At 70.8% G+C, this 22108-nt stretch carries 17 protein-coding genes; 7 read left to right on the forward strand and 10 right to left on the reverse strand.

Annotation, left to right across the window (positions count from 1 at the left end; genetic code table 11):
• Positions 1–8: 8 nt before the first annotated feature.
• From AC1RN0_RS15670 to AC1RN0_RS15680, 3 genes are read right to left on the reverse strand one after another with little or no spacing between them, the layout of a single operon-like run.
• Complete coding sequence (locus tag AC1RN0_RS15670) at positions 9–923, reverse strand: hypothetical protein (protein WP_492788394.1); 915 nt, start codon at positions 921–923, stop codon at positions 9–11.
• 12 nt (positions 924–935) lie between these two features.
• Entirely contained in the window at positions 936–1649 is a 714-nt protein-coding gene (locus AC1RN0_RS15675) for an RlmE family RNA methyltransferase (protein ID WP_492788395.1), read from the reverse strand.
• A complete protein-coding gene (locus tag AC1RN0_RS15680) occupies positions 1646–2758 on the reverse strand; it encodes a Ppx/GppA phosphatase family protein (RefSeq protein ID WP_492788396.1) in 1113 nt (370 codons plus the stop codon). The genes AC1RN0_RS15675 and AC1RN0_RS15680 overlap by 4 nt, the downstream gene beginning before the upstream one ends.
• Positions 2759–2919: 161 nt before the next feature.
• Here AC1RN0_RS15680 and hspQ point away from each other — a divergent pair, with 161 nt between their 5' ends.
• Together hspQ and phhA are read left to right on the forward strand one after the other, a co-directional pair.
• Entirely contained in the window at positions 2920–3249 is a 330-nt protein-coding gene (gene hspQ, locus AC1RN0_RS15685; RefSeq protein WP_492788397.1) for a heat shock protein HspQ, read from the forward strand.
• Positions 3250–3462: 213 nt separating this feature from the next.
• Positions 3463–4320, forward strand: coding sequence for a phenylalanine 4-monooxygenase (phhA, locus tag AC1RN0_RS15690; protein ID WP_492788398.1), 858 nt, complete (start codon positions 3463–3465; stop codon positions 4318–4320).
• On the opposite strand, the gene AC1RN0_RS15695 is transcribed toward phhA, so the two are convergent.
• Positions 4317–5483, reverse strand: a complete 1167-nt coding sequence (locus AC1RN0_RS15695; RefSeq protein ID WP_492788399.1) for an acyltransferase family protein — start codon at positions 5481–5483, stop codon at positions 4317–4319. The two genes, phhA and AC1RN0_RS15695, sit on opposite strands and share 4 nt — an antisense overlap.
• A gap of 108 nt (positions 5484–5591) precedes the next feature.
• Between AC1RN0_RS15695 and AC1RN0_RS15700 the strand changes: the two genes are divergently transcribed.
• Entirely contained in the window at positions 5592–6410 is an 819-nt protein-coding gene (locus AC1RN0_RS15700) for a LytTR family DNA-binding domain-containing protein (RefSeq protein ID WP_492788400.1), read from the forward strand.
• 86 nt (positions 6411–6496) lie between these two features.
• Here the strand turns inward: AC1RN0_RS15700 and astB are convergent, their stop codons facing one another.
• From astB to AC1RN0_RS15720, 4 genes are all read right to left on the reverse strand, one after another.
• Positions 6497–7834 (reverse strand): N-succinylarginine dihydrolase, encoded by a 1338-nt coding sequence (astB, locus tag AC1RN0_RS15705; RefSeq protein ID WP_492788401.1) that lies wholly within the window; start codon positions 7832–7834, stop codon positions 6497–6499.
• 127 nt (positions 7835–7961) lie between these two features.
• On the reverse strand, positions 7962–9416 hold the full coding sequence (astD, locus tag AC1RN0_RS15710) for a succinylglutamate-semialdehyde dehydrogenase (protein WP_492788402.1): 1455 nt from the start codon (positions 9414–9416) through the stop codon (positions 7962–7964).
• Entirely contained in the window at positions 9413–10417 is a 1005-nt protein-coding gene (locus AC1RN0_RS15715; protein ID WP_492788403.1) for an arginine N-succinyltransferase, read from the reverse strand. The genes astD and AC1RN0_RS15715 overlap by 4 nt, the downstream gene beginning before the upstream one ends.
• The gene (locus tag AC1RN0_RS15720) at positions 10417–11664 is read right to left on the reverse strand and encodes a hydrolase (RefSeq protein WP_492788404.1); all 1248 of its coding nucleotides are present in this window, start codon (positions 11662–11664) and stop codon (positions 10417–10419) included. The genes AC1RN0_RS15715 and AC1RN0_RS15720 overlap by 1 nt, the downstream gene beginning before the upstream one ends.
• 238 nt (positions 11665–11902) lie before the next feature.
• Between AC1RN0_RS15720 and AC1RN0_RS15725 the strand changes: the two genes are divergently transcribed.
• Positions 11903–12415 carry a hypothetical protein gene (locus tag AC1RN0_RS15725; protein WP_492788405.1) on the forward strand — a complete coding sequence of 171 codons (513 nt, stop codon included), beginning with the start codon at positions 11903–11905 and terminating at the stop codon, positions 12413–12415.
• A gap of 6 nt (positions 12416–12421) precedes the next feature.
• On the opposite strand, the gene AC1RN0_RS15730 is transcribed toward AC1RN0_RS15725, so the two are convergent.
• Together AC1RN0_RS15730 and AC1RN0_RS15735 are read right to left on the reverse strand one after the other, a co-directional pair.
• Positions 12422–16618 carry a translocation/assembly module TamB domain-containing protein gene (locus AC1RN0_RS15730; protein ID WP_492788406.1) on the reverse strand — a complete coding sequence of 1399 codons (4197 nt, stop codon included), beginning with the start codon at positions 16616–16618 and terminating at the stop codon, positions 12422–12424.
• Positions 16615–18426, reverse strand: coding sequence for an autotransporter assembly complex protein TamA (locus tag AC1RN0_RS15735; protein WP_492788407.1), 1812 nt, complete (start codon positions 18424–18426; stop codon positions 16615–16617). The genes AC1RN0_RS15730 and AC1RN0_RS15735 overlap by 4 nt, the downstream gene beginning before the upstream one ends.
• 266 nt (positions 18427–18692) lie before the next feature.
• Here AC1RN0_RS15735 and AC1RN0_RS15740 point away from each other — a divergent pair, with 266 nt between their 5' ends.
• The 3 genes from AC1RN0_RS15740 to AC1RN0_RS15750 are packed head-to-tail and all read left to right on the forward strand — an operon-like array spanning position 18693 to position 22068.
• A complete protein-coding gene (locus tag AC1RN0_RS15740) occupies positions 18693–20156 on the forward strand; it encodes a circularly permuted type 2 ATP-grasp protein (RefSeq protein WP_492788530.1) in 1464 nt (487 codons plus the stop codon).
• Positions 20153–21097 (forward strand): alpha-E domain-containing protein, encoded by a 945-nt coding sequence (locus AC1RN0_RS15745; protein WP_492788408.1) that lies wholly within the window; start codon positions 20153–20155, stop codon positions 21095–21097. The genes AC1RN0_RS15740 and AC1RN0_RS15745 overlap by 4 nt, the downstream gene beginning before the upstream one ends.
• Positions 21097–22068, forward strand: a complete 972-nt coding sequence (locus AC1RN0_RS15750; protein ID WP_492788409.1) for a transglutaminase family protein — start codon at positions 21097–21099, stop codon at positions 22066–22068. The genes AC1RN0_RS15745 and AC1RN0_RS15750 overlap by 1 nt, the downstream gene beginning before the upstream one ends.
• Positions 22069–22108: the final 40 nt, after the last annotated feature.

Consider the following 22108-nt stretch of genomic DNA (forward strand, 5'->3'; position numbering starts at 1 on the left):
AGCGGCAGTCAGGGCTCGGGGTCGTAGTAGCCGGTGGTCGTGCAGCCCGGCCGCCCCCTGAAGCGCCCCTCGCGGGTGGCGCAAAGCGTCGTTTCCAGCGCCATGTCGCGCCCGGCCCGCCATTCGACGATGCCGTCCCGCACGCCGAAGAAGGCGGCGTCGCGCGGCGTGCCGACGCCGTAACGGGGCCGGCCGCCCAGATCCACGGTGACGATGGCGTAGTTGTCTCCGGGCGCCTGGAACACGCGCACAAGCTTGCGGTGGTCCCGCGCGAAGGCCTCCAGCCCGCCCGGCGCCGGCTCGCCGGGCGTGAGGCGGTCGGCGACCGCCGGACCGGCCCCCGCCGCCGCGACCAGCGAGCGGTTCTCCGAGGGCACGCCGAACAGGATCACCGGCGCGAACAGAACCACCCCGACCGCTTCGACGGGCGCCGCCGCCAGGGCCTCGGCGGCGGTCGGTTGGCGCCGGGGTCGGGCGGACGGCGGCGGCGGCAGGCAGGCCAGGGAGACACGGGCGTCCGGTCCCCAGGCCTCGCGGGTCAGCCGCGCCTCGAACGCGGCCGGGCCGTCGGCCAGCGGCAACTGGCCATGCGCCGCGGCCCAGACCGGCCGCGGGGGCGGCCGGAGCGGACGGTGTGGTTCAAAGGGTTCGGTTTCAAACTGCACCACGGGCGCCACCGCGACGGGGCGACCTCCACGTGAGACCAGAAACACCCGCGCACTGCGACGGCCATCGTCGCCCTCGAACAGGCAGCCTTCGCGCCCGGTCAGCACCTCCACGGCCAGATCGCCGGCCGCGGCGCTGAACCGGATCGGCCGACGGGTCAGTCCGGCCGTATCGAGTGAGGCGGGCCCGTCGGCGCCGGCGGCCGATCCCCCGCCCAGGAGAACGAAAGCCGCTGTCAGACCGCCGATCAGGCTCATGGACGCCTCCTGCTACCCCCGGAACCCCGTCGCCACCAGGAACACCTCCGAGCTGTCCGCCCGGCTGGCCTTGGGTTTCACGTGCTGGACCTTGTCGAAGTGCTTCTTCAGGTCGCGGATGATCTGGGCCGTCTCGCCGCCCTGGAACGCCTTGGCGACGAAGCTGCCGCCGGGCTTGAGCACGTCGATGGCGAAGGCCGCGGCCAGCTCGATCAGGCCGACGATGCGCAGGTGGTCGGTCTCACGGTGGCCGACCGTGTTGGGCGCCATGTCCGACAGGACGATGTCCGGCGGCCCGCCGAGCATCTGGATCAGCAGCGGCCCGGCGGCCGGATCAGTGAAGTCCATCTGGATCATCTCGGCCGGCGGCAGCGGATCGACCGGCAGCAGGTCGATGCCGACGATCTTCCCGGCGCCGCGCTTGATCGCCATCTGCACCCAGCCGCCTGGCGCGCAGCCCAGATCGACGATCCTGCAGCCGGGCTTCACCAGTTTGAACCGGTCGTCGATCTCGGTGAACTTGAACGCCGCGCGGCTGCGATAGCCCATGGCGCGGGCCTCGGCCGAGAACGGGTCGTTGATCTGGCGTTCCAGCCAGGCCTGGGATGACGGCCGGCGCCCCTTGGCGGTCTTCAGGCGGGCGGGCTTGCCGCGGCCGACGCCGTCGTTGCCGCCCGTGGGCAGTCGGACCATGCGGCGTTTGGGAGGAGGCTGTTCGTCGCTCATGACGCCGCTTGTACAGGTTTTCGGGCTCCGCCGCCCCGCTTGCGTCGCCGACGCGGCTGTTCGTCGCTCATCAGGCTCATCAGCAGGCCCTCGCGCAGGCCGCGATCGGCCACCCGGACCCGCTCGCAGGGCCAGAGCTCCTGCACCGCCTGGAGGATCGCCGCGCCCGCCAGCACCAGATCGGCGCGGTCGGGGCCGATACAGGGCTGGGCCGCGCGCTCGGCCGGGGTCCAGGCCAGCAGGCGGTCGGTGGTCGCCTCGCACTCGCCCCGGGTCATCCACAGGCCGTCGACGAGGTTGCGGTCATAGCGCGGCAGGTCGAGGTGAAGGCCTGCCAGGCTGGTGATGGCGCCCGAGGTGCCGACCATGTGGGCGCCGCCGGCGTCGAAGATTTCGCGGAACGGCGCGGCGTGGGGGAAGGCGGAGATGCGATCCTTGACCGCGTCGACCATGGCGCGGAACCACCCCTGGACGTCGTCCCCGGCCTCGGGAAAACGTTCGGCCAGCGTCACCACGCCGATCGGCACCGACAGCCAGGCCTTGATCGGCAGGCGCCAGGGCGCGAACTGGCGCGGCCGGGCGTCGAGCCCCTGCCCCTTCAGGTCGACCCATGACAGCTCGGTCGAACCGCCGCCGACATCGACCACCAGCGCGGCCCGCGCCTCGCGGTCGAGCAGGTTGACGCAGCCGGCGACCGACAGGTGCGCCTCTTCCTTGGGGGTGATGATCTGAAGCCGGAGTCCGGTCTCGCTGGCCACGCGGGCAATGAATTCGGGACCGTTCTCGGCCTGGCGGCAGGCCTGGGTGGCGATGGCCTTGATGCGCACGCACTTGCGGCGGCGGATCTTCTCGGCGCAGACCGTCAGCGCGGCGACAGCGCGGTCCATGGCCTCATCGGACATGCGACCCGTCAGGCTCAGCCCCTCGCCGAGCCGCACGATCCGCGAATAGGCCTCGACGACGCGAAATCCCCCCTGCGTCGGGGTGGCGACCAGCAACCGGCAGTTGTTCGTGCCGAGGTCCAGCGCGGCATAGGCCGGCGGTGGCCCGCCATGGGGCCGTTGGCGGTCCCCGCGGGATCCGCCTTGCGCACGGGGCGCCTCCGACATGGCATCTTACCTGTCTGCGCAGGCGACCAGGATGGGGCGCCTCGTTTCAACGGCGACTGTAGCGGCCCGTTTCGCGCAGCGGAAGGCATTGACTTGCCTAACGGCGCCGGCCGTCTACGTTCATCTTCCAGTCAGGGGCGACGCGCTAGCTTCCCGGGATCATGAACGCCAGACTTGCCAAATTCGCGATCGGCCAGGTTGTCAGGCACCGGATCTTTCCGTTCCGGGGCGTGATCTTCGACGTCGATCCGGAGTTCGCCAACACCGAGGAATGGTGGGAATCGATCCCCGAGGACATCCGTCCGCGCAAGGATCAGCCGTTCTACCACCTGCTGGCCGAAAACAACGAGAACACCTACGTCGCCTATGTCTCCGAGCAGAACCTGCTGCCGGACGACACCGGCGAGCCGGTGGGCCATCCGCATGCGTCGCTGATCTTCGAAGGCTTCGAGGACGGTCACTACAACATGCGGCCCCGCATCGCCCACTGAGGCTGCGTCCTTCGAGGCGCGGACCTGAGGGTCCGCTCGTCAGGATGACGAAGATGGCCGGGTTGCGCTTCTGTTCGTGTTGGTGAGGAGCGAGGCATCAGCCGACCCCGGACTTGATCCGGGGCTCGAACCACGCACGATCATTCCCCGAAACCGCCAAACGAGGGGCGCCTTCGAACGGACTTTTCGCAAGTCGCACCCTATCCTCGCCCCATGAGCGCAGACGGCTTCACCAGCGGCCCGCCGGCCGGCGCGGCGGCGGACTGGACCATCGACCAGGGATGGGACGCCTACACGCCCGCCGAACACGCGGTCTGGGATACGCTGTACGAGCGCCAGACCGCCCTCCTCCCCGGCTACGCCTGCGAGGAATTCCTGCACGGGCTGGACGCGCTGGACCTGCACAGGGGCGGCATTCCCGACTTCCGCAAGATCAATGAGGACCTCAGGCGGCTGACGGGCTGGACCGTCGTCGCCGTGCCCGGCCTCGTGCCCGACGATGTCTTTTTCGAGCACCTGGCCAACCGGCGTTTCCCGGCCGGCCAGTTCATCCGCCGACCCGACCAGCTCGACTATCTGCAGGAGCCGGACATCTTCCATGATGTCTTCGGCCATGTGCCGATGCTGACCAATCCGGTGTTCGCCGACTACATGCAGGCCTATGGCGAGGGCGGCCTGCGCGCCGCCGGCCGGGGCCAGCTGCACAATCTGGCGCGCCTCTACTGGTACACCGTCGAGTTCGGCCTGCTGGAGACCCCCAAGGGTCTGCGGATCTATGGCGCCGGTATCGTCTCCTCGCGATCGGAGTCGATCTTCGCTCTCGAAGACCCCTCGCCCAACCGGATCGGTTTTGATCTCGAGCGGCTGATGCGCACGCCCTACCGCATCGACGACTTCCAGCAGGTCTATTTCGTCATTCCCTCGCTGCAGGCGCTGCTCGACGCGACGCTTCAGGACTTCGCGCCGATCTACGAACGCCTCGACGGCGCGCCGGACATTCCGATCGACGCCATCGTCGACGCCGACCGGGTGTTCACGCGGGGCACGCAGGCCTACGCCCTGGCCCGCTAGGGGCGCGCCGGGTTGAACTTCAGCCCGAACAGCGGCCTCAGGACCGGCACGCGGCGGACGATCTCGTAGGTCAGGAAACAGGCGGCGAAGGTCGTGGCGGTGAGGATCCCCGCCTCCAGCGCCTGGTTCAAACCCAGCCGGGCGAGGTAGTGTCCGGCCACGACGATCACCGTCTGGTGGACGATGTAGAACGGGAACACGCCCAGCGTCAGGTAGCGCAGCACCGGGCCGCCGCCGGTGAGGTGGCGGGCGCCGAAGCCGAGCACGGCGACGATCGCGCACCACTGGTCGATGGCGTAGACGCAGCACATCGCCTGCTTCAGGGCCTCGGGCGGCGCAATCTCGGCGGCGCGGAAGGTCCAGTTGTACCCGGCCCAGGCGGCCCAGGCCGCGATCGCCAGCAGCAGGGCCGGCCAGCGCAGACGGATGAACCGCGCCTTCAACGTCTCCGACTTCGCGATCAGGAAGCCGAACAGGAAGGCGCTCAGGCTTTCGGCATGGACGTACCAGTCCCAGACCAGGTTGTGGGTTTCCTCAAAGAACGGCCGCAGCGTGAGGCGGAACAGCGCCAGCAGCACGATCGGCCAGAGCAGCAGGCCGATGCTGTCCAGCCGGCCCGCCAGCCGGTCGCCGAGCCGCAGCAGCGGCGCCCGCGCCACCGCCAGCACGGCCGCCAGCAGCAGGCTGTAGACGAACAGATAGGCGACGAACCACATGTGGTTCCAGGTCGGGGTGATCAGGCATTCACCGCCCCGGCACCAGTGGCCCGACGCGGTGACATACTTGAGATAGAAGCCGCTCCAGGATCCGGCCGCGGCCGGCGCCGCCTCCAGGATTTGCAGCCAGGTCTGTGGCGGGACGATCACCAGCATGGCGAAGATCAGCGGCGGCAGCAGGCGGGACACCCGCGCTCCGGCGAGCGCCCCGGCCGTCATCCTGTCGGCCATGAAGCGCGTCGCCGCGCCCGACACGAGGAACAGCAGCGTCAGCCGCCAGGGGTTGGTCAGCTGCATCACCGGTTCGAGCCATGCGACCGGGCGCGGCGACTTCACGTGCCAGTCCCAGGGCACGTAGAACATGCCGACGTGGTACAGAATCAGCAGGAAGAAGGCCCCGACGCGGATCCAGTCGAGATCGGCGCGGCGTTCGGAAGTCGGGTTCATGGGCGAGGCTCAGGGGATGAATGACCTCACCATCAGCGCAGGGCGCGGTCGGCCTGGCCACCGGACTGCCGTCGACGGCGCGGCCGGCGTGACGAGCGGAGGCCGCTGGTGACGAACGGCGAGAAAACCGGGACGGACGGACAGGACTGGGCCGTGTTCTGGCGCGCCATGGCCTGGGTCACGCTGTTCATTTCCGCCGTCATCCTGGTGAACATCTTCACGGTGCTGCAGGACGAGCCGGACCTGTCGGTGCGAGCCGCCGTCGGCAGCGAGGTCAGCAGCGGGCTGTCGGGCATCGCGCTGATCTGGATGCCGTGGTTCCTGGTGCGTCTCGCGCCGCTGGACGACCGGCGCTGGTGGCGGACCCTGGCGGTGCACGGCCCGGCGTTGCTGCTGTTCTCGCTGCTGCACGTCGCCGGCTTCATCCTGCTGCGACACTGGTTCTGGAGCCTCGCCGGCGCGACCTACGACTTCGGGCCGTTCCTCGACCGCTTCCCCTACGAGCTGCGCAAGGACGCCCTGTCCTATGTCGGCGTGACGGTCGGGGTGTGGGTCGCCCGGCGCCTGGCCTTCCAGGCGGCCGCGACGCAGCCCGATCACCCCGCGACCTTCGACATCCGCGACGGGGCGAAGGTCCTGCGCGTGCCGGTCGCCGATATCCTCGCGGTGACCTCGGCCGGCAACTATGTCGAGGTCCATCTTGCCGACGGCCGCAAGCCGCTGATGCGCTCGTCCCTGGCGGCGGTCGAGGCCCGGCTGGCGCCGTTCGGCTTTGTGCGAACCCATCGTTCCTGGTTAGTCAGCGCCGCGCGGGTCACGGGTCTGACGCCGGCGGGCTCCGGCGACTACACGGTGGCGCTGGGGTCGCTTGAAGCGCCCCTGTCCCGCCGGTTTCCGGCCGCGCTGATGCGGCTCCGGGGCGGGTAGCCCCGGAGACATGTACAGAAGGTACGTGTCCCCCAGAATAGAGCGGCGCTGGTCTAGGGGACACGTACCTTCGGTACATGTCCCCGCTACGAACGCTGGAACGGATAGAAGCCGCTTCCCAGGTCCAGAATGCCGGTCAGCTCGTCGAGCGCCCGGCGGCTTTCGACCAGCAGCTGGGGGTCGGCGAGGTCGGCGGGGCGCAGGCGGTCGCGGTAGTGGCTGTTCGCCCAGGCCGTCAGACGATCGTGCAAGCCGGCGTCGAACCGCTGGGCCGGGTTGGCGGCGGCCAGTTCGGCGTCGGTGAGCGCCACCCGCAGCCGCAGGCAGGCCGGGCCGCCGCCGTTGCGCATGCTCTGGCGCACATCGACATAGCGCACCGCGCCGATCGGGCCGTTCGAGGCGATGGCCCGGTCGACGGCGTCCTTCGCGCGCGGCGTCTCGGCCGTCTCCATCGGCGCGATCAGCGTCAGCCGGTCCTCGCCGGGCAGGCTCACCAGCATCGAGTTGAACAGGTACGACCGGATCGCGTCGCCGAGGGGCAGATCGGCTTCGGCGATCTCGACGAACTGCGGCTCGAACTTGCCCCCGGCGGCGGCGCGGATGTCGTCCTGGACGGTCGCGGCGTCGTCGAAGGCCGCCTCGTGGAAGAACAGGCAGGTCCTGGCCCCGACGCAGACCACGTCGTTGTGGAACACCCCGGCCTCGATGGCCGCGCGGGCCTGGCGGGCGAACACCGCGCCGGTCGCGCCGTGGCGACGGGCGACGGCCTCGAACGCCTGCAGCGTCTGGCGGGCAGGAAAGCGGCCCTGCCAGCTTTCCCAGGCTTCGCGGCCCCAGACGAACAGGTTTACCCCCGGCTCGCCATGGTCGGCGCAGAGTCGCACGTGGTTGGCCGCGCCCTCGTCGGCGAAGTGTGGCGCGGCCGGCAGCGGATCATGCACGGCGAACCGGGCCTCGTCCGGGAACAGCCGGCGCAGCGCGCGCGTCGTCTGGCCACCCTCGAGACTGCGGTGCAGGTTGGTCAGCAGGTTGGCCGGGGTGAAATGCACCCGGCCGTCGGCGGCGTCGGCGCTCGGCGTCACCGTGGCGGCGTTGGCGGCCCACATCGGCGAGGCCGAACAGGCGGTATTGAGCAGTTCCGGGGCCTGTTTCGCCGCCGTCTCGATGACGGCCGCGTCCGTGCCGGAAAAGCCGATCGCGCGCAGGAAGCCGACGTCCGGCCGCTCGTGCGGCGGCAGCACGAACTGCGGCAGGCCGAGGTCGGCCATCAGCCGCATCTTGCCGAGGCCTTCCAGCACCGCCGAGCGCGGGTTCGAGGGATCGCCCTTGTTGTGTTCGCTGGCGAGGTTGCCGGGGGCCAGACCCGCGAAACTGTGGGTCGGGCCGACGAGGCCGTCGCAGTTGGCTTCGACGGCGCGGGTCATCGGATGCTCCCCCACGGGGCTAGCTGTCGCCGCGAAGCGGTGACTGAGGGGGCCGACGCCGGCGCTGCCCCCTCCACCATCCTTCGGATGGTCCCCCTCCCCCTGCGGGGGAGGAACTGGATGACGCTCACTCCTTCAGCCCCTTGATCTCGCCCACCGTCTGGACCACCGCGTCGGCCTCGAAGCTGGCCACCGGATAGGCGCAGTAGTCGGCGGCGTAGTAGGCGCTCGGGCGGTGGTTGCCGGAGGCGCCGAGGCCGCCGAACGGGGCCGCGCCGGCCGCGCCGGTGGTCGGGCGGTTCCAGTTGACCACGCCGGCGCGGATGCGCTGCTGGAAGCGTTCCCAACGGGCGGGATCATCGCTGATCAGGCCGGCGCTGAGGCCGTAGCGGGTGGCGTTGGCCAGCGCGATGGCCCCGTCGAAGGTCGCCGCGCGCCGCACCTGCAGCACCGGGGCGAAGATCTCCTCGTCCGGCGTCTCGTGGTGGCTGACGTCGATGATGCCGGGCGTGATGAAGGCCTCTGACAGGCCGTCGATGGCGCGGGCCTGACGGATCACCTGGCCTTCGAACAGCGCCGCCGCGTCGCGGGCCATGCGGCCGGCGCGGGCGGAGATCAACGGCCCCATGAAAGGCTCGGGCGCGCTGTCCCAGGCGCCGGCGATCAGCCGGTCGGACAGGGCGGCGACGGCGTCGATGACCGCCTGGCCCTCATGCCCCTCGGGCACGATCAGGCGACGGGCGCAGGAGCAGCGCTGGCCGGTGGTGATGAAGGCCGACTGGATGACCAGCGCGGCGGCGGCTTCGGCGTCAGCCGTGTCCCAGACCACCAGAGGATTGTTGCCGCCCAGCTCCAGCGCCAGGATCACATCCGGCCGGTCGGCGAACACACGGCGGAAATGGCTGCCGGCGGCGGCCGATCCGGTGAACAGCAGGCCGTCGATCTCCTGCTCGATCAGGGCCGCGCCGGTCTCGCGCCCGCCCTGGACCAGGTTGACCACGCCGGGCGGCAGGCCGGCGGCCTCGAGCGCCTCGACCAGCAGCTCGCCGGCCATCGGGGTTTCCTCCGACGGCTTGAAGACGATGGTGTCGCCGGCCAGCAGCGCCGGGACGATGTGGCCGTTGGGCAGGTGGCCGGGGAAGTTGAACGGCCCGAGCACGGCCATCACGCCATAAGCCCGGTGGCGCAGCACCGCGCGGCCGAACGGCATGGCCGACTCGCGCACCCCGGTGCGCTCGTCATAGGCGGTGATCGAGACGTCGACCTTGGCCATCATCGAGCCGAGCTCGGCCTTTGTCTCCCAAAGGGCCTTGCCAGTCTCCCGGCTCAGCGCCTCGGCGAAGGCGTCCTTGCGCGCGTCGAGCGCGGCCTTGTAGCGGCGGAGCACGGCGATCCGCTCTTCGCGCGGCTGGTCAGCCCAGTCCTGGAAGGCGCGCCGCGCGGCGGCGACCGCGCGGGCGACGTCGTCGGACGTCGCCGTGGCGGCCTGCCAGACCGGCTGGCCCGTCGCCGGATCGATCGAGGTCAGGGCGGGACCATGGCCGGATGACCACTGGCCGTTGATGTAGAGACCGCGGCTCATGCCTTCACCTTCACCAGATCGCCTTCGCGCACGCGCAGAACCTCGGCCGCTTCACGGGACAGCACCGCCGTCTCGCCGTCGACCAGCACCGGCGCGCGGACGGCGCGGAACTTCGCCACATCGTGGGTCGAGACCAGCGCCTCCTCGCCGAACGCGTCCTCGCCGAGGCGGACGGTCAGCCGGCGGGCGTCCTTGACCGTGCGGATGTCGTCGCGCGGCGCGCCCATGGTCGGGCCGGCGTCGAACAGGTCGACCAGGCCCTGGTAGCGGAAGCCCTCGCGCTCAAGCATGGCCCGGGCGGCCTCGCCGTCGCGGTGCACCCGGCCGACAGCCTTGCGCGCCTTCTCGGGCAGCAGGCCGGAGTAGATCGGGTGCCGCGGGGCCAGATCGAGAATGAACTGGCCGTTGGTCGAGGCGCTCATCAGGTCGGCCTCGTCGAACGGCAGGTTGAAGAACTTGCTGGCCACGTCCTCCCAGAACGGACAGCTGCCGTCCTCGTCGAACCAGCCGCGCAGCTCGGCCAGCACCATCTCGGCGAAGCGCTGCGGCTCGATGCCGATCAGCATGTAACGCGACTGGGCCAGCAGCCGTCCGGCCCCGCCCTTGCGCTTCTCGGGTCGCAGGAACAGCGAGCCGACCTCGGACCAGCCGGCGCATTCGTTGACCAGCACCAGGGCCTGGTGGTCGAAACGCATGTCCAGCGTCGGCGACGACTGGGCCAGGGTCACCACGCGGAACGAGAAGAACGGCCGCTTGAGGCCGACGCTGGCCTTTACCCCCGCGACGCCGTCGATACCGCCCGTGTCGGTATCTTCCAGCATCAGGGTGAACCAGGACTCCGGCGCGGCGACCTCGCCGGCGAAGCTGGCCGCCGACAGGTCCAGCCGCGCGCGCAGGGTCGGCTCGTCTTCCGGCAGGCTGGTGAAGCCGCGGCCCGACAGCACCGCCAGCTCCATCAGCTGGTCGTAGTCGGCGGGAACGGCGGGACGGACAACGAGCATCAACGGGACTCCATCAGGGCGCGGATGCCCCGTGCGTCGATCTCGCCCGACGCCAGTTTCATGAGGATCAGGGCCGACAGCCGCGCCCGTTCGGCGAAGCTGTCCGGCCAGGCGAATTCGTGTTCGCTGTGGATGTCGCCGCCGCGCACGCCGAGCGTGTCGACGTTGGGCAGGCCGACGGCGAACAGGTTGTTGCCCTCGCAGACGCCGCCGGACGGTGTCCAGGCGATCGCCTGGCCGAGCAGGCCGCCGACCTCCTTCACCTTGCCGAACAGCTCGGTCTGGGCGGCGTTGAACGGCTTGGCCGGTCGGGTGAAGCCGCCGTGCAGGCTGACGTCCAGGCCGTCGCCCTGCCCGGCCGTCAGGGCCTGGGCAATGCCGGCCTCGAGCCAGGCGGCCGCGTCGGCGTCGGGGAAGCGGACGTTGAAACGGACCACGGCGATGTCTGGCACCACGTTGAGCGGCGAGCCGCCGTCGATGCGGGCGACGTTGAGGGTCACGCCGTCCCGGCGGCCGTTGAGCGCGTCGAGCGCCCCGGCGATGCGGGCGGCGGCGGTGATGGCGTTGCGGCCGAGGGCGAAGTCGCGTCCGGCGTGGGCGCTCAGGCCGGTGACGCGAACATGGAAGTTGCCCGAGCCCTTGCGCGCCCCGGCCAGGGTCCCGTCGGCCAGCGCCGGCTCGTAGGTCAGGCCGACATGGCCCAGCCGGCCGAACTCGGCCAGCACCGGGGCCGACGCCAGGGAGCCGATCTCCTCGTCCGGAGACAGCAGCACGCGGTAGCCGACCTGATCGGCGGCGGCATGGGTCTCGAAGGCCTGAAGGGCGGCGAGAATCACGCTGATGCCGCCCTTCATGTCGGCGATGCCGGGGCCGTTCAGGGCCCCGTCGGCGCGCGTGGCGACGGTCTGGAAGCGGCTCTCGGCGGGAAACACGGTGTCGTAGTGGCCGGTCAGGACCACCTGCACCGGCGCCTCGGGGCGGACGGTGACGGCGATGGCCGGGGTGTGGACCTGTTCCTTCTCCCGCCCGTCGGCGGCGATCTCGATCGACGGGGCCAGGGCCCGCTGCTGCAGGTCGCCCGGCAGGACCGAGAAGGCCTCGGACAGCAGTTCCATCGTGGTGTGCAGGCCGGCGATGTTGCGGCTGCCCGAGTTGGTCGCGCACCAGCCGACCGCACGGTCGACGATCACCGATCCCTGTTCGCCGAGGGCGTCGAGAACAGCCTTCTCTTCCGGTGACAGGCGCATCGGCGGCTCAATCCAGCTTTACCGACGCCATTGCCGCGGACGCATGTCGACGCGTGTTTCGGATGAGCGATCCGCCGGAATGGCGCAAGACGGGGATCACCGTTGTCCCTTGATAGCCGCGAGATGACGGAAGGTGAACCCCCCGCGATCGCGCCTTCACCCACCCTTTCTAGGGTCGGTCGGCGCGGAGCCGGCTGGCATTCGGCTGTTCCAGTCCAGACAATCGAAGGCCCGACCCATGATATTCAACAGATCCCTCGGGACCGTCGCCGTGCTGATCTGGGCGGCAACGGCCCCTGCAGCCCAGGCCCAGGCCTTCACCGACACCGCCCAGCAGGTCTGGCTGGCCCGCAGTGAGCGCCTGATCGCCGCCGCCAACAGCACCGAGCCGGACATGGAAGCCTATATCGACGGCCTGACCGGCGCCTGCGCCGGCGTCACCGGCGAGGCGATGTCGAACCGCATGCCGAACTGGGCCGGCATCCAGCTCATGTCGTTCTGTATGGGGGCGAAGGACCTCGACAAGACGTTCAAGGCCAGGAAGGTTGGCGACGCCTACTGCGGCGACCTCGACCAGGCGATCCGCGCGGCCCGCAAGACGCCGAATGAACCGCCCTACGAAGCGATCTACGCCTCTGCCCAGCGCCTCGCGGCGGCGGCCGAAACGATCAAGGGTCTGTCCTTCACGTTCGATCAGACCGGCGCGTTCAACAAGGCGCTCGGCCACGGCAAGGTGATGCGCTGCAAGTAGGCGGCCTCAGTAGTCCCGCCGCCAGCGGACCGACAGCTTGCCGCCGCCCTCGCCCTGCAGGCGGGAGATGATCGACAGGTTGCGCTTCACCCGCCACTCGACCTGGGCCGCCGGGCCGTCGCGGCCGCCGCCGATGATTTCCAGATAGACGTCGTCGGTCAGGTACTTGCCGCCGGCGATGGTCATGGCCCCGGCAGCACCGCCGCCGGCGAACACCAGCCGGTCGAGGCCGGCGAAGTTCTTCAGGTTGCCGATCACGTCGAAGCCGCCGCCGCCGGCCAGCGCCGCCAGGGCCGAGGCCAGCTGGGCGGCTTCGAGCGGCGACAGCTGCGCGGCCGACGAGCCGAACAGGATGCGCGACAGCACCTCGTCGTTGGGCAGCACGGGCGTCGAGGTCAGGGTGATCTCGGGCTTGGCCGCCGTGCCGCGCACGCGGATCACCGCCGTCAGGGCCGGATCGTCGCGGGTTGCGGTCAGGTCGAGGCGGATTCTCTCGGGCGTGGTGGCCAGGTAGACCGCGCCGCGCTGGTCGAACTCGAAGCGCTTGCCGGCGAAGTCGTACTCTCCCCGCACGACGCGGGCGACGCCGTCGAGCACCGGCCGAGCGGTGGTGCCGCCCACATGGGCGTCCAGCGACAGCTCCGCGTCCAGCCCGCGCCCTTCGACGAAGATGCCGCGTGACGCCTTGAGCGACACATCGAGCGCGACGACGAGGCCGCGCGAGGGTTCGGACAACACTTCCGCCTCGCCGCTGTCGGGGCGGTTGATCTCGACCACCTCCATCGGCACGACGCCGCTGGGCGTGGGCGGGTTGGCGGCCACCGTGGCCCGGTCGATGGTCAGGGCGCCGGACACCTGCACCTTGCCGTCGGCCGCCCGGTTGATCGTCGTGTCGCCCGAGGCGATCGCCGTGACGGCGTCGTTCTCGATCAGCTTGAAGTCCTTCAGATTGACCTTGAAGGTGCTGACGCCGTCGCGCTGTAGGCTGATGCGGCCGCCGCCCGACAGCTGGCCGCGTTCGCCGCCGCTGATCCGCCCGCCGCGTCCGTCCGTGGCCGAGAAGCGGCTGACGTCGATGGCGTTGTCCGACAGCACCGCGACGATCGAAAGATCCTCGAGCTTCAGGCCGATGACCCCGTCCTCGAAGGCGCCGCGCGACAGTTCCGCCCGCCCGGCCAGACGGGGGTCCGCGAGGCTTCCGGCGATCGTGCCGGCCATCGAGACCTGGCCCGAGACGCTGCGCTCGCCGCCGACCAGCAGGTCCCACAGCGGCTTGATCTCGCCCTCGGCCATGAACTGGCCGCGCATCGGCTCCTGCCGCGCGATGGCCAGGTGCAACGGCGCGGCCGAGGCCTCCACCGGCAGGACGAGGCTGACCCCGGAGCGCAGGCCGCCGGCGTTGGTCGCCGTGCCGGTGATGGTCAGGCTGGTGTCAGCCAGCACGGCCTTGACCTCGCCGTTGACCGACACGGACTTGGCGGCCCCGCGGGCCCGCGCGTCGCGCAGGGAGGCGGCGAGATTGCCGCTCAGGCGGCCGCCCTGCCCCTGCAGGGTCAGTTCGCCGTCGAACTGGCCGGCGAGATCCTCGTTGAGCGCCCCCAGAGACACCCCGGTCAGGCTGGCCTTCAGATTGGCGGCGTCGGCGTCCGAGCGGAACACGATGGCCGCCTTGCCCCCCTCGATATCGAGGTTGAGGTCGGCGAACTTCTGGCCACCGCCGAAGCCGATGCGGGCGGATTCCAGGGTCTTGAACTCGGCCGTGCCGAACTTGCCCTCGCCGTCCAGCGCCAGGCCGGTGCTGTCGCCGCGCTGGGCGTAGAAGCCGGCGCCCTTGAACCGCCAGGTGTTGGAGCCGTAGGCGCCGCGACCGTCGATAGCCACCGGCAGGCGGTCCAGCGGGCCGTCGGCGGTGAAGGTGGCGGACGAGAAGCGCAGGCCGCTGGCCCCGCGGATGGCCGCGTTGCGGGCGGAAAGGTTCAGGGTCGCGCGCGGGCCGCCGGCTGCGTCGACGATGCGCGCCGAGCCGGTGACCGTTCCCTCCGTCAGCACCGCGCCCGGGCCGATGGCCAGCATCAGGTCGGCCGTCGACGGACGACCGCGGCGCAGGGACAGGGCGCCGGTCGCCTTGACCCCGCCGGCGTCTGCGTCGAGGCCGGTAAGGTCGACCCCGCCGTCGGCGATGTTGAACGCGGTGCGGGCCCGGGCCGGGCCATACTCGCTGTCGGCGGTGATCGCCACCGCGCCGTCGGTCCCGCCGGGGCCGCGCAGGAAGCTGACGATCACATGCGCGCCGGTCAGGGTCATGCGCGGTACGGCGACGGTGGCGAAATCGGCGATCAGGTCGGCGCGCGGCGCGGCGACCGTTCCGGTGATGGCCCCGGTCCCCTTCGCATCGCCGGCGACCTCGACCGGGCCGGCGCGGAACGGCCCCTTCGCGGACCAGTCGAGGCTCAGCTTGAGCACGCCGGACGGGCCGATCAGGCCGGCCGCGCGGGCCGAGGCCTGGGAGCCGTTGAGCTCGGCCGACTGCACCGCGACGCGGCCGCCGCCGATCTCGGCCTTGCCCTTGAAGCGGGGCGCGGCGCCGAGCAGCCGGTCCAGTTCGGCCAGGCCCGTGGCGAAGTTGGCGCCCTTGCCGTCGACGGTGATGGTCCAGGGCTTGCCGCCGCCGCGCTGGGCGGCCGACCAGGCGGCGGTCGCGGTCCCCTTCGAACCGACGCGCGCGGCGGTCAGGTTGGTCAGTTGAGCGTCGCCCTTGAACGACAGGCCGCCCAGCAGGGTGCGTTCGCCCGTGGCGTCGAGCTTGAGACCGGCCCCGGTGGCCTTGAGCCGCCGGATCAGCTGGCGACCGTCGGCCAGGCGGGCGTACTGCACGTCGGCGACCGGCCGGGGTCCCAGCAGCGCGGCGAGATAGCCCTGGCCGCCGCCGCCTGAACCCGAGAGGACTCCCTGGACCGTCAGCTCGCCCTTGCGCCGGGCGACCGTCACCGGACCGGAAACCTGCGCCAGGCCGTAGCCGAACGCCTTGAACCCGGAGGCCGTGATGGTCCCGGCATAGCTCCAGTTCCCGCCGCCCATGATGAAGCGGCCCTGCGAACGTGCTGAGCCGTCGATGAAGCCGACCGCGACGCGATCGAGCGCCGGCGTCGCCAGGGTGACGGCGAGGCCGCCGGGCGCCGTCAGTCGCTTGCCGGGGTCGGCCTCGCCGCGGGCGGTGACCGTCAGGGTGGCGCTTTCGGCGCGGGCGTTGAGGTCATAGAGCCCGCTCTTCGCCTTCACGCCGGTGATGTTGAACCGGACATCGTCGCCGAAGCGGTGGGCATAGTTGTCGGTCAGGGTCGAGGCGATCAGCGAGACGCGGCCGCTGGCCGAGCCGCCGGCCTTGGTCCAGGCGCCGGACGCCTCGATCGGTACGGTCGTTCCGGAGCGGGCGAGCGCCGTGAACCGCCCGGCGCCCGGCGCGCCGCCGGCGCGGACCTTCAGCGTGAACGGCCGGTCGGCCGGCAGGCCCAGCGACCCGGCGATGGCCCCGCCGCCCGCCTCCGATGCGTCGGCGATGACGACCAGCGGGTCGCCCTTGCCGGTGTCGATGGCCAGACCCAGGCGGTCGCCCGCGTGCAGGCGGCTGCCGACGCCCATGCGGACGTGCACCGGCCCCTTGCGGACGACATCGAGCGATCCGACGACGTCGAACAGCCCGCGCTGGTAGCTGAACGCCGGCAGGGTCTCGACGACCAGCCGCGCCTTCTCGATGTTGATCGACACCGGCAGGCTGCGCGAGACGGTCTTGGGCGTCAGCGTCGGCCGGCGCAGCACGCGCACATGCGCCGCCGCGAGCCGGTCGGCGTGGAAGCGGCGGACGAACAGCTCCTGGTAGCGCCAGACGACCACGACGTTGTCGGCGTCGAGCCACACGCCCTTCTCGTCGCTGATCGTCAGATGGCGGACGGTGAAGTTGCGCCACAGGTCGCCATGCAGCCCCTCGATCTTCAGCTTGCCGTAGCGGCCCAGCTTCAGACCGCTGGCGCGCGCCTCGATGAACATCAGGCCGGGTGCGGTGTTGACGCCGTAGCGGGTGAACAGGCCGACGCCCGCGACCAGCAGCACCGCCAGCACCGATACCAGCATGATCCAGCCGGGAGCGCGCGTCGGCAGAAGCCGGCGGCGCGGGGTCTCCTTCGGCGAGGTCCCGGTCTCGCTCAAAACGCCTGTCCGATGCTGATGTAGACCTGGAAGCTGGCGTCGCCTTCGCGCTTGTCGAGCGGAATGGCGATGTCGGCGCGGATCGGACCGAAGCCGAGATCGTATCGCACGCCGATGCCGGCGCCGGCGCTGAAGTCGTCGCCCTGCGGATAGGCGTCGGTGCCGACGGCCCCACCGTCGACGAACGCGACCACGCCCCAGCGGTCCGTGAGCTTGTGGCGCACCTCGAACGAGGCCTCGAACACCGACAGGCCGCCCTGCGGGGTGTTGTCGACGAGGCGCGGGCCGATGGCCTGCCAGGCGTAGCCACGCACCGAGCCGCCGCCGCCGGCATAGAACCGGCGCGGCGCGGCGACGTCGCCGAGCACGGCCCCGACGATCGTGCCGACCTTCAGGCGGCCGGCGAGCACTGTGCGGGCGTCCTCATCCAGCGGCAGGTAGCCCGAGCCCTGGGCCTGAAGCCGGAAGTACAGGGCCTGCAGGTCGCCGACGGCCGCGGTGGGTTCGGCGCGCGCCTCGATCCGCCAACCGCGCGTCGGATCGAGCGGGTCGTCCGAGCGGTCCAGGGCCAGCGCCGCGAGCAGCGACGTCGTCAGGATGTCGCGTTCGGCGCCCTTGATCAGGGCGTTGTTGATCTGGGTCTTCTCGGCGCTGCGGCTGGCGTCGAACGAGACGCCGCCGGTGATGTAGCTGGTCTTGCCCCAGCGCCGGGTGATGTCGCCCGTGGCGAGGAAGCCCATGGCGTCGTAGGCGTCGGTCTGCTCGTTGTAGACGCCAGCCACAACGGTCAGGGTCTGCTGCGCGCGCCGCCAGTGCGGCAGGGCCAGCTTGGCCTCGAACCGCTGCTCCAGCTCCGCCAGACGCAGGGTGTAGGTCGTGGTGTCGGCGCGGCCCAGGCGATTGTAGCGGGTGCGACGCAGGTCGAGGCCGGCCCCCTCGCTGGTCGAATAGCCGGCGCTGACTTCAAGCGTGCGCTTGGGACGGTCGGTCAGGGCGACCAGCACCGGCCGGCGTCCCTGGGCGTCGGCCTTGTCGCCCGGCTGCAGCGACACCGACACGGAGTCATAGACGCCGGTGTCCAGCAGCCGGCGTTCGAGTTCCGCCACCTGTTCGGGATTGAACACGTCGCCCGGCTTCCACGGCGCCAGGGAGGCGACCCAGGCGGGATTGGTCCGGCCGGCGGGATCGACGGTCACGCCGTCCATCATCACGCGCTCGCCGGCGATGATGCGGAAGGTCGGGCGGACCGTGTGGTCGGCGTGGTCGACGATGACCTCGCGGGCGCCGGGCTCGGCGTCGGCGTAGCCGCGCTTCTGGATGGCCGCGACGATCCGGCCCTCGGCGGCCAGCACGTCGGCGGCGCGGCCGGCGGCCCCGCGGCGGATGGCCATGGCCTGTTCGGCGGCGATCGAGACCTCCGGCAGGGGCTCGACCCCGATCCACTCGATGCCGGCCCCGGCGAAACGGAACCGCGGCCCCGGCTTGATCACCAGCACCGCCCTCGGCGGCTCGCCGCCATCGTCCGCATCGCGGTCGATGACGTCCGGCTGGACCGTGTAGTCGTAGTAGCCTTGCGTGCGCAGGGCGGCGATGGCGTCCTCGGCCGCGTCGCGGGCCCGGCGGCGGGCCTCGAACCGTGTCTCCGGCGAGGATTTCGCCTCGCCGACGGCGCGCTCGATCTGCTCGCGCAGCTCGGAATCGGCGACGCCCTGGACAGCCGCCTTGGGCGTCTGCGCCAGCACCGGGCCGGCCAGCGCGGCGAGCGCGGCGGCGGCGGATGCGGTCAGGGCGATGCGCGCAGGCGCCAAACTGTCTTCCTCTGTTTGCGCCCCCGCCCCCGTTTAGTGGTCGCGGGTGCGGCTGTCACGCCATGCGCCCTTTGCATGGGCGATGAAAGTTGCACAAATGCCGGGCAGTCGGGGTTTCGGACGGCGACTCTGTCCGAAACGCCCCCGACGCCTTGTGAAGAGCGTTACGAATGAAGCGTGAAGAGGCCGTTCAGGCCGACGAGGATTCGGACCCGGACGTGACCGTCGCGAGCATAGACACCACTGACCTGCCCCAGGGACTGCCCATGACGGACGCCGCCTATCTTCCGGGCCTTCCGTTCGACGAAATGTACCAGCCCGGCGGCGCGGTCCGGGACCACTACGGTTCGGTCCACACGCGCCTGACGACCCTGTCGCCCGAAGCCCTGGCCGACCGGCAGAAGACGCTGGAACGCTCGTTCCTGCTGCAGGGCATCACCTTCACCGTCTACGGCGCCGAGACCACCACCGAACGGATCATCCCCACCGACCTGGTGCCGCGGATCATTCCGTCGGGCGAGTGGAACCACATCGAGGCCGGGCTGATCCAGCGCCTGCGGGCGCTGAACATGTTCCTCGACGACATCTACGGCGAGCAGAAGATCCTCATGGACGGGGTCGTGCCCCGCGAGCTGGTGCTCGGCGCGCCGTCCTATCGCCGCGAGATGCAGCACCTCTATGTACCGCACAAGGCCTACGCCAACGTCTGCGGCTCGGACCTGATCCGCGGCCAGGACGGGCAGTTCGCCGTGCTGGAAGACAATCTGCGGGTGCCGTCGGGCGTGTCCTACATGCTGGCCAACCGCGACGCGGCCAAGCGGACCTTCCCCGGCACCTTCCGCGCCGCCAACGTGCGGCCCGTCGAGCGCTATCCCGACCTGCTGCTGGCGACGCTCAAGAGCATGGCTCCCGACTGGCGGCCCGATCCGCAGGTCGTGGTGCTGACGCCCGGTGTCTACAACAGCGCCTACTATGAGCACGCCTACCTGGCCCGCCTGATGGGCGCGCCGCTGGTCGAGGGCCGCGACCTCGTGGTGCACGAGAACATGGTCTACATGCGCACCACCACCGGCCTGCGCCGCGTAGACGTGATCTACCGCCGGGTCGATGACGACTTCATCGACCCCCTCACCTTCCGGCGGGACTCGGGGCTGGGCGTCGCGGGGCTGTTCAACGCCTACCGCGCCGGCAACGTGGTGATGTGCAACGCGCCGGGCACCGGCGTGGCCGACGACAAGGCCGTCTACGCCTACGTTCCGGACATCATCAGATACTACCTGGGCGAGGACGCCATCCTGCCCAACATCGAGACCTTTCTCTGCCGCGAACCGGCCCAACTGGCCCATGTGCTGGCCAACCTCGACAAGCTGGTGGTCAAGGCGGTCGGCGCGTCCGGCGGCTACGGCATGCTGGTCGGGCCGCACGCCAGTCGCAAGGAGCGCGAGACCTTCGCCGAGGCCCTGAAGGCCGATCCGGCCAACTACATCGCCCAGCCGACCATCCAGCTGTCGACCGCGCCCTGCCTGATCGACGGCCGGATCGAGCCGCGCCACGTCGACCTGCGCCCGTTCATCCTGTCCGGCGAGAAGATCGTCGTGACGCCGGGCGCCCTGACGCGGGTCGCGCTGCGGCGCGGCTCGCTGGTGGTCAATTCCAGCCAGGGCGGCGGGTCGAAGGACACCTGGATTCTCGCCGACGACGACACCGTGCTCGAGGAGACCCTGCCATGATGCTCGCGCGGGTCGCCGACAGCCTCTACTGGATCGGCCGCTATCTCGAACGGGCCGAGCACTTCTCGCGCCTGGCCGACGTGATGCTCAACGCCACGCTGGACCGGTCCGACGCGGCCGCCCAGACCGCCTACATCGCCCTGTCCGCCGTCGGCGACCCCGACATGGCCCGCGCCGCGCGGACCTACGAGGCGGCCAAGTCATTGGTGCTCGACCGCGAGGATCCAAACTCGGTGGTCATCTCGCTGTCGCTGGCCCGCGAGAACGCCCGTCAGGTGCGCGACCAGATCACCACAGAGACCTGGGAGCGGCTCAACCTGCTCTATCTGAAGGTCACCAGCGACACCGCCTCGGCGGCGTTCGAGAGCGGCTCCTCGGCCTTCCTGCACGACACCATCGCCGACCTGCACCTGTTCAAGGGCGCGGCCGACGCCACCATGAGCCACGGCGAAGGCTGGCGGTTCCTGATGCTGGGCGCCTACCTCGAGCGGGCGCAGCTGATCGCCCGGCTGCTGGAGGTCTGCTTCGGCGATCGCCGCAGCGCCCGGGTGACCGACCGCATCGCCCTGATGAACCTGCTGCGCATGGGCTGCGCCCTGGAGCCCTATCTGCGGCGTTACACCGCCGAGATCGAGCCCCGGCACATCCTCGAGTTCCTCGTGTTCGACGAGGAGTTCCCGCGCTCGATCCGCTTCGCCACCACGCGGATCGAGGAACATCTGGTCGGGGTCTCGCGCCACGTCGCCAGCGGGGGTCTGGCGACCCCCGAGCGGCTGGCCGGCCGGCTCAAGGCCCGGCTGCAGTACGCCGACGTCGACGAGCTGGAGTCGGTCGGCGCCAGCGCCCTGCTGGCCACCGTGATCAGCGAGTGCGCCGGCATCCACAACGCCGTGTTCGACACCTTCGTCGCCTATTCCCTCGAAATGAAGTTGCCCGCCTGATGCTGCTCGAGGTCCGCCACGTCACCCAGTACCACTACGAGCGCCCGGTCCGGGAAAGCGTCATGGAGCTGCGCATGCAGCCCCAGAAGAGCGCCCGCCAGCGGCTGATCAGCTTCGAGCTCGATCTCGATCCTCGGGCGCAGGTGTTCTCCTACGCCGACAGTTTCGGCAACGCCGTCTACCACTTCGACGTGCCGCAGGCGCACGACACCCTGCGCATCGAGGCCCGCTCGGCCGTCGAGACCCAGCCTGACCCGGTCCTGCCCGACGCCCTGGACATGGGCGAATGGGACCGGCTGAAGAGCGACTTCGTGCGCGGGGAATGCTTCGACTTCCTGCGGCCGCACGGCTTCGCCACCCCCTCGGCGGCGCTGGACCTGTTTGTGCAGGAAAAGAACCTCGACGTGCTGCGCCACCGCGATCCTCTGACCGCGCTGCGGGCGCTGAACGAGGCGCTCTACATGGCGTTCGACTACGCGCCCGGCGTGACCACGGCCGACAGCCCGATCGATCTGGCGCTCGGCGTCGGGCGCGGCGTCTGCCAGGACTTCGCCCACATCATGATCGCCATCTGCCGCAGCTGGGGCATCCCGACCCGCTACGTCTCCGGCTACCTGTTCACCGACCGCCAGCACGGCGACCGGTCGGACCCGGACGCGACCCACGCCTGGGTCGAGGCCTTCCTGCCGACCCTGCGCTGGACAGGCTTCGATCCGACCAACAACACCCTGACCGGTGAGCGCCACATCGCCGTGGCCGTGGGCCGCGACTATGCCGACGTGCCGCCGTCGCTGGGGGTCTACAAGGGCGAGGCCGACAGCCACCTGTCGGTCGCGGTGGCCGTGTCGCGCGCCAAGGCGGCGCTGGCGGAACCGGAATTCCTGCGCCTGGCCCGCCCGAGCTTCCCGGGCGGCCGGCGGAGGACGTCGGACGACCAGCGGCGGCAGCAGGAACAGCAGCAGCAACAGTAGGCATTGGGGCTAGGGCGTAGGGCGTAGCCGGAAATCGGCG

The sequence above is a fragment of the Caulobacter sp. GW821-FHT12F03 genome, from assembly GCF_058806855.1.

Coding starts and splice junctions, on each gene's coding strand:
- hspQ (WP_492788397.1), top strand. CDS start 2,920: ATGAACGCCAGACTTGCCAAATTCGCGATCGGCCAGGTTGTCAGGCAC.
- AC1RN0_RS15725 (WP_492788405.1), top strand. CDS start 11,903: ATGATATTCAACAGATCCCTCGGGACCGTCGCCGTGCTGATCTGGGCG.
- AC1RN0_RS15695 (WP_492788399.1), bottom strand. CDS start 5,483: ATGAACCCGACTTCCGAACGCCGCGCCGATCTCGACTGGATCCGCGTC.
- AC1RN0_RS15715 (WP_492788403.1), bottom strand. CDS start 10,417: ATGCTCGTTGTCCGTCCCGCCGTTCCCGCCGACTACGACCAGCTGATG.
- phhA (WP_492788398.1), top strand. CDS start 3,463: ATGAGCGCAGACGGCTTCACCAGCGGCCCGCCGGCCGGCGCGGCGGCG.
- AC1RN0_RS15745 (WP_492788408.1), top strand. CDS start 20,153: ATGATGCTCGCGCGGGTCGCCGACAGCCTCTACTGGATCGGCCGCTAT.
- AC1RN0_RS15720 (WP_492788404.1), bottom strand. CDS start 11,664: ATGCGCCTGTCACCGGAAGAGAAGGCTGTTCTCGACGCCCTCGGCGAA.
- AC1RN0_RS15670 (WP_492788394.1), bottom strand. CDS start 923: ATGAGCCTGATCGGCGGTCTGACAGCGGCTTTCGTTCTCCTGGGCGGG.
- astD (WP_492788402.1), bottom strand. CDS start 9,416: ATGAGCCGCGGTCTCTACATCAACGGCCAGTGGTCATCCGGCCATGGT.
- AC1RN0_RS15675 (WP_492788395.1), bottom strand. CDS start 1,649: ATGAGCGACGAACAGCCTCCTCCCAAACGCCGCATGGTCCGACTGCCC.
- AC1RN0_RS15740 (WP_492788530.1), top strand. CDS start 18,693: ATGACGGACGCCGCCTATCTTCCGGGCCTTCCGTTCGACGAAATGTAC.
- AC1RN0_RS15750 (WP_492788409.1), top strand. CDS start 21,097: ATGCTGCTCGAGGTCCGCCACGTCACCCAGTACCACTACGAGCGCCCG.
- astB (WP_492788401.1), bottom strand. CDS start 7,834: ATGACCCGCGCCGTCGAAGCCAACTGCGACGGCCTCGTCGGCCCGACC.
- AC1RN0_RS15680 (WP_492788396.1), bottom strand. CDS start 2,758: ATGTCGGAGGCGCCCCGTGCGCAAGGCGGATCCCGCGGGGACCGCCAA.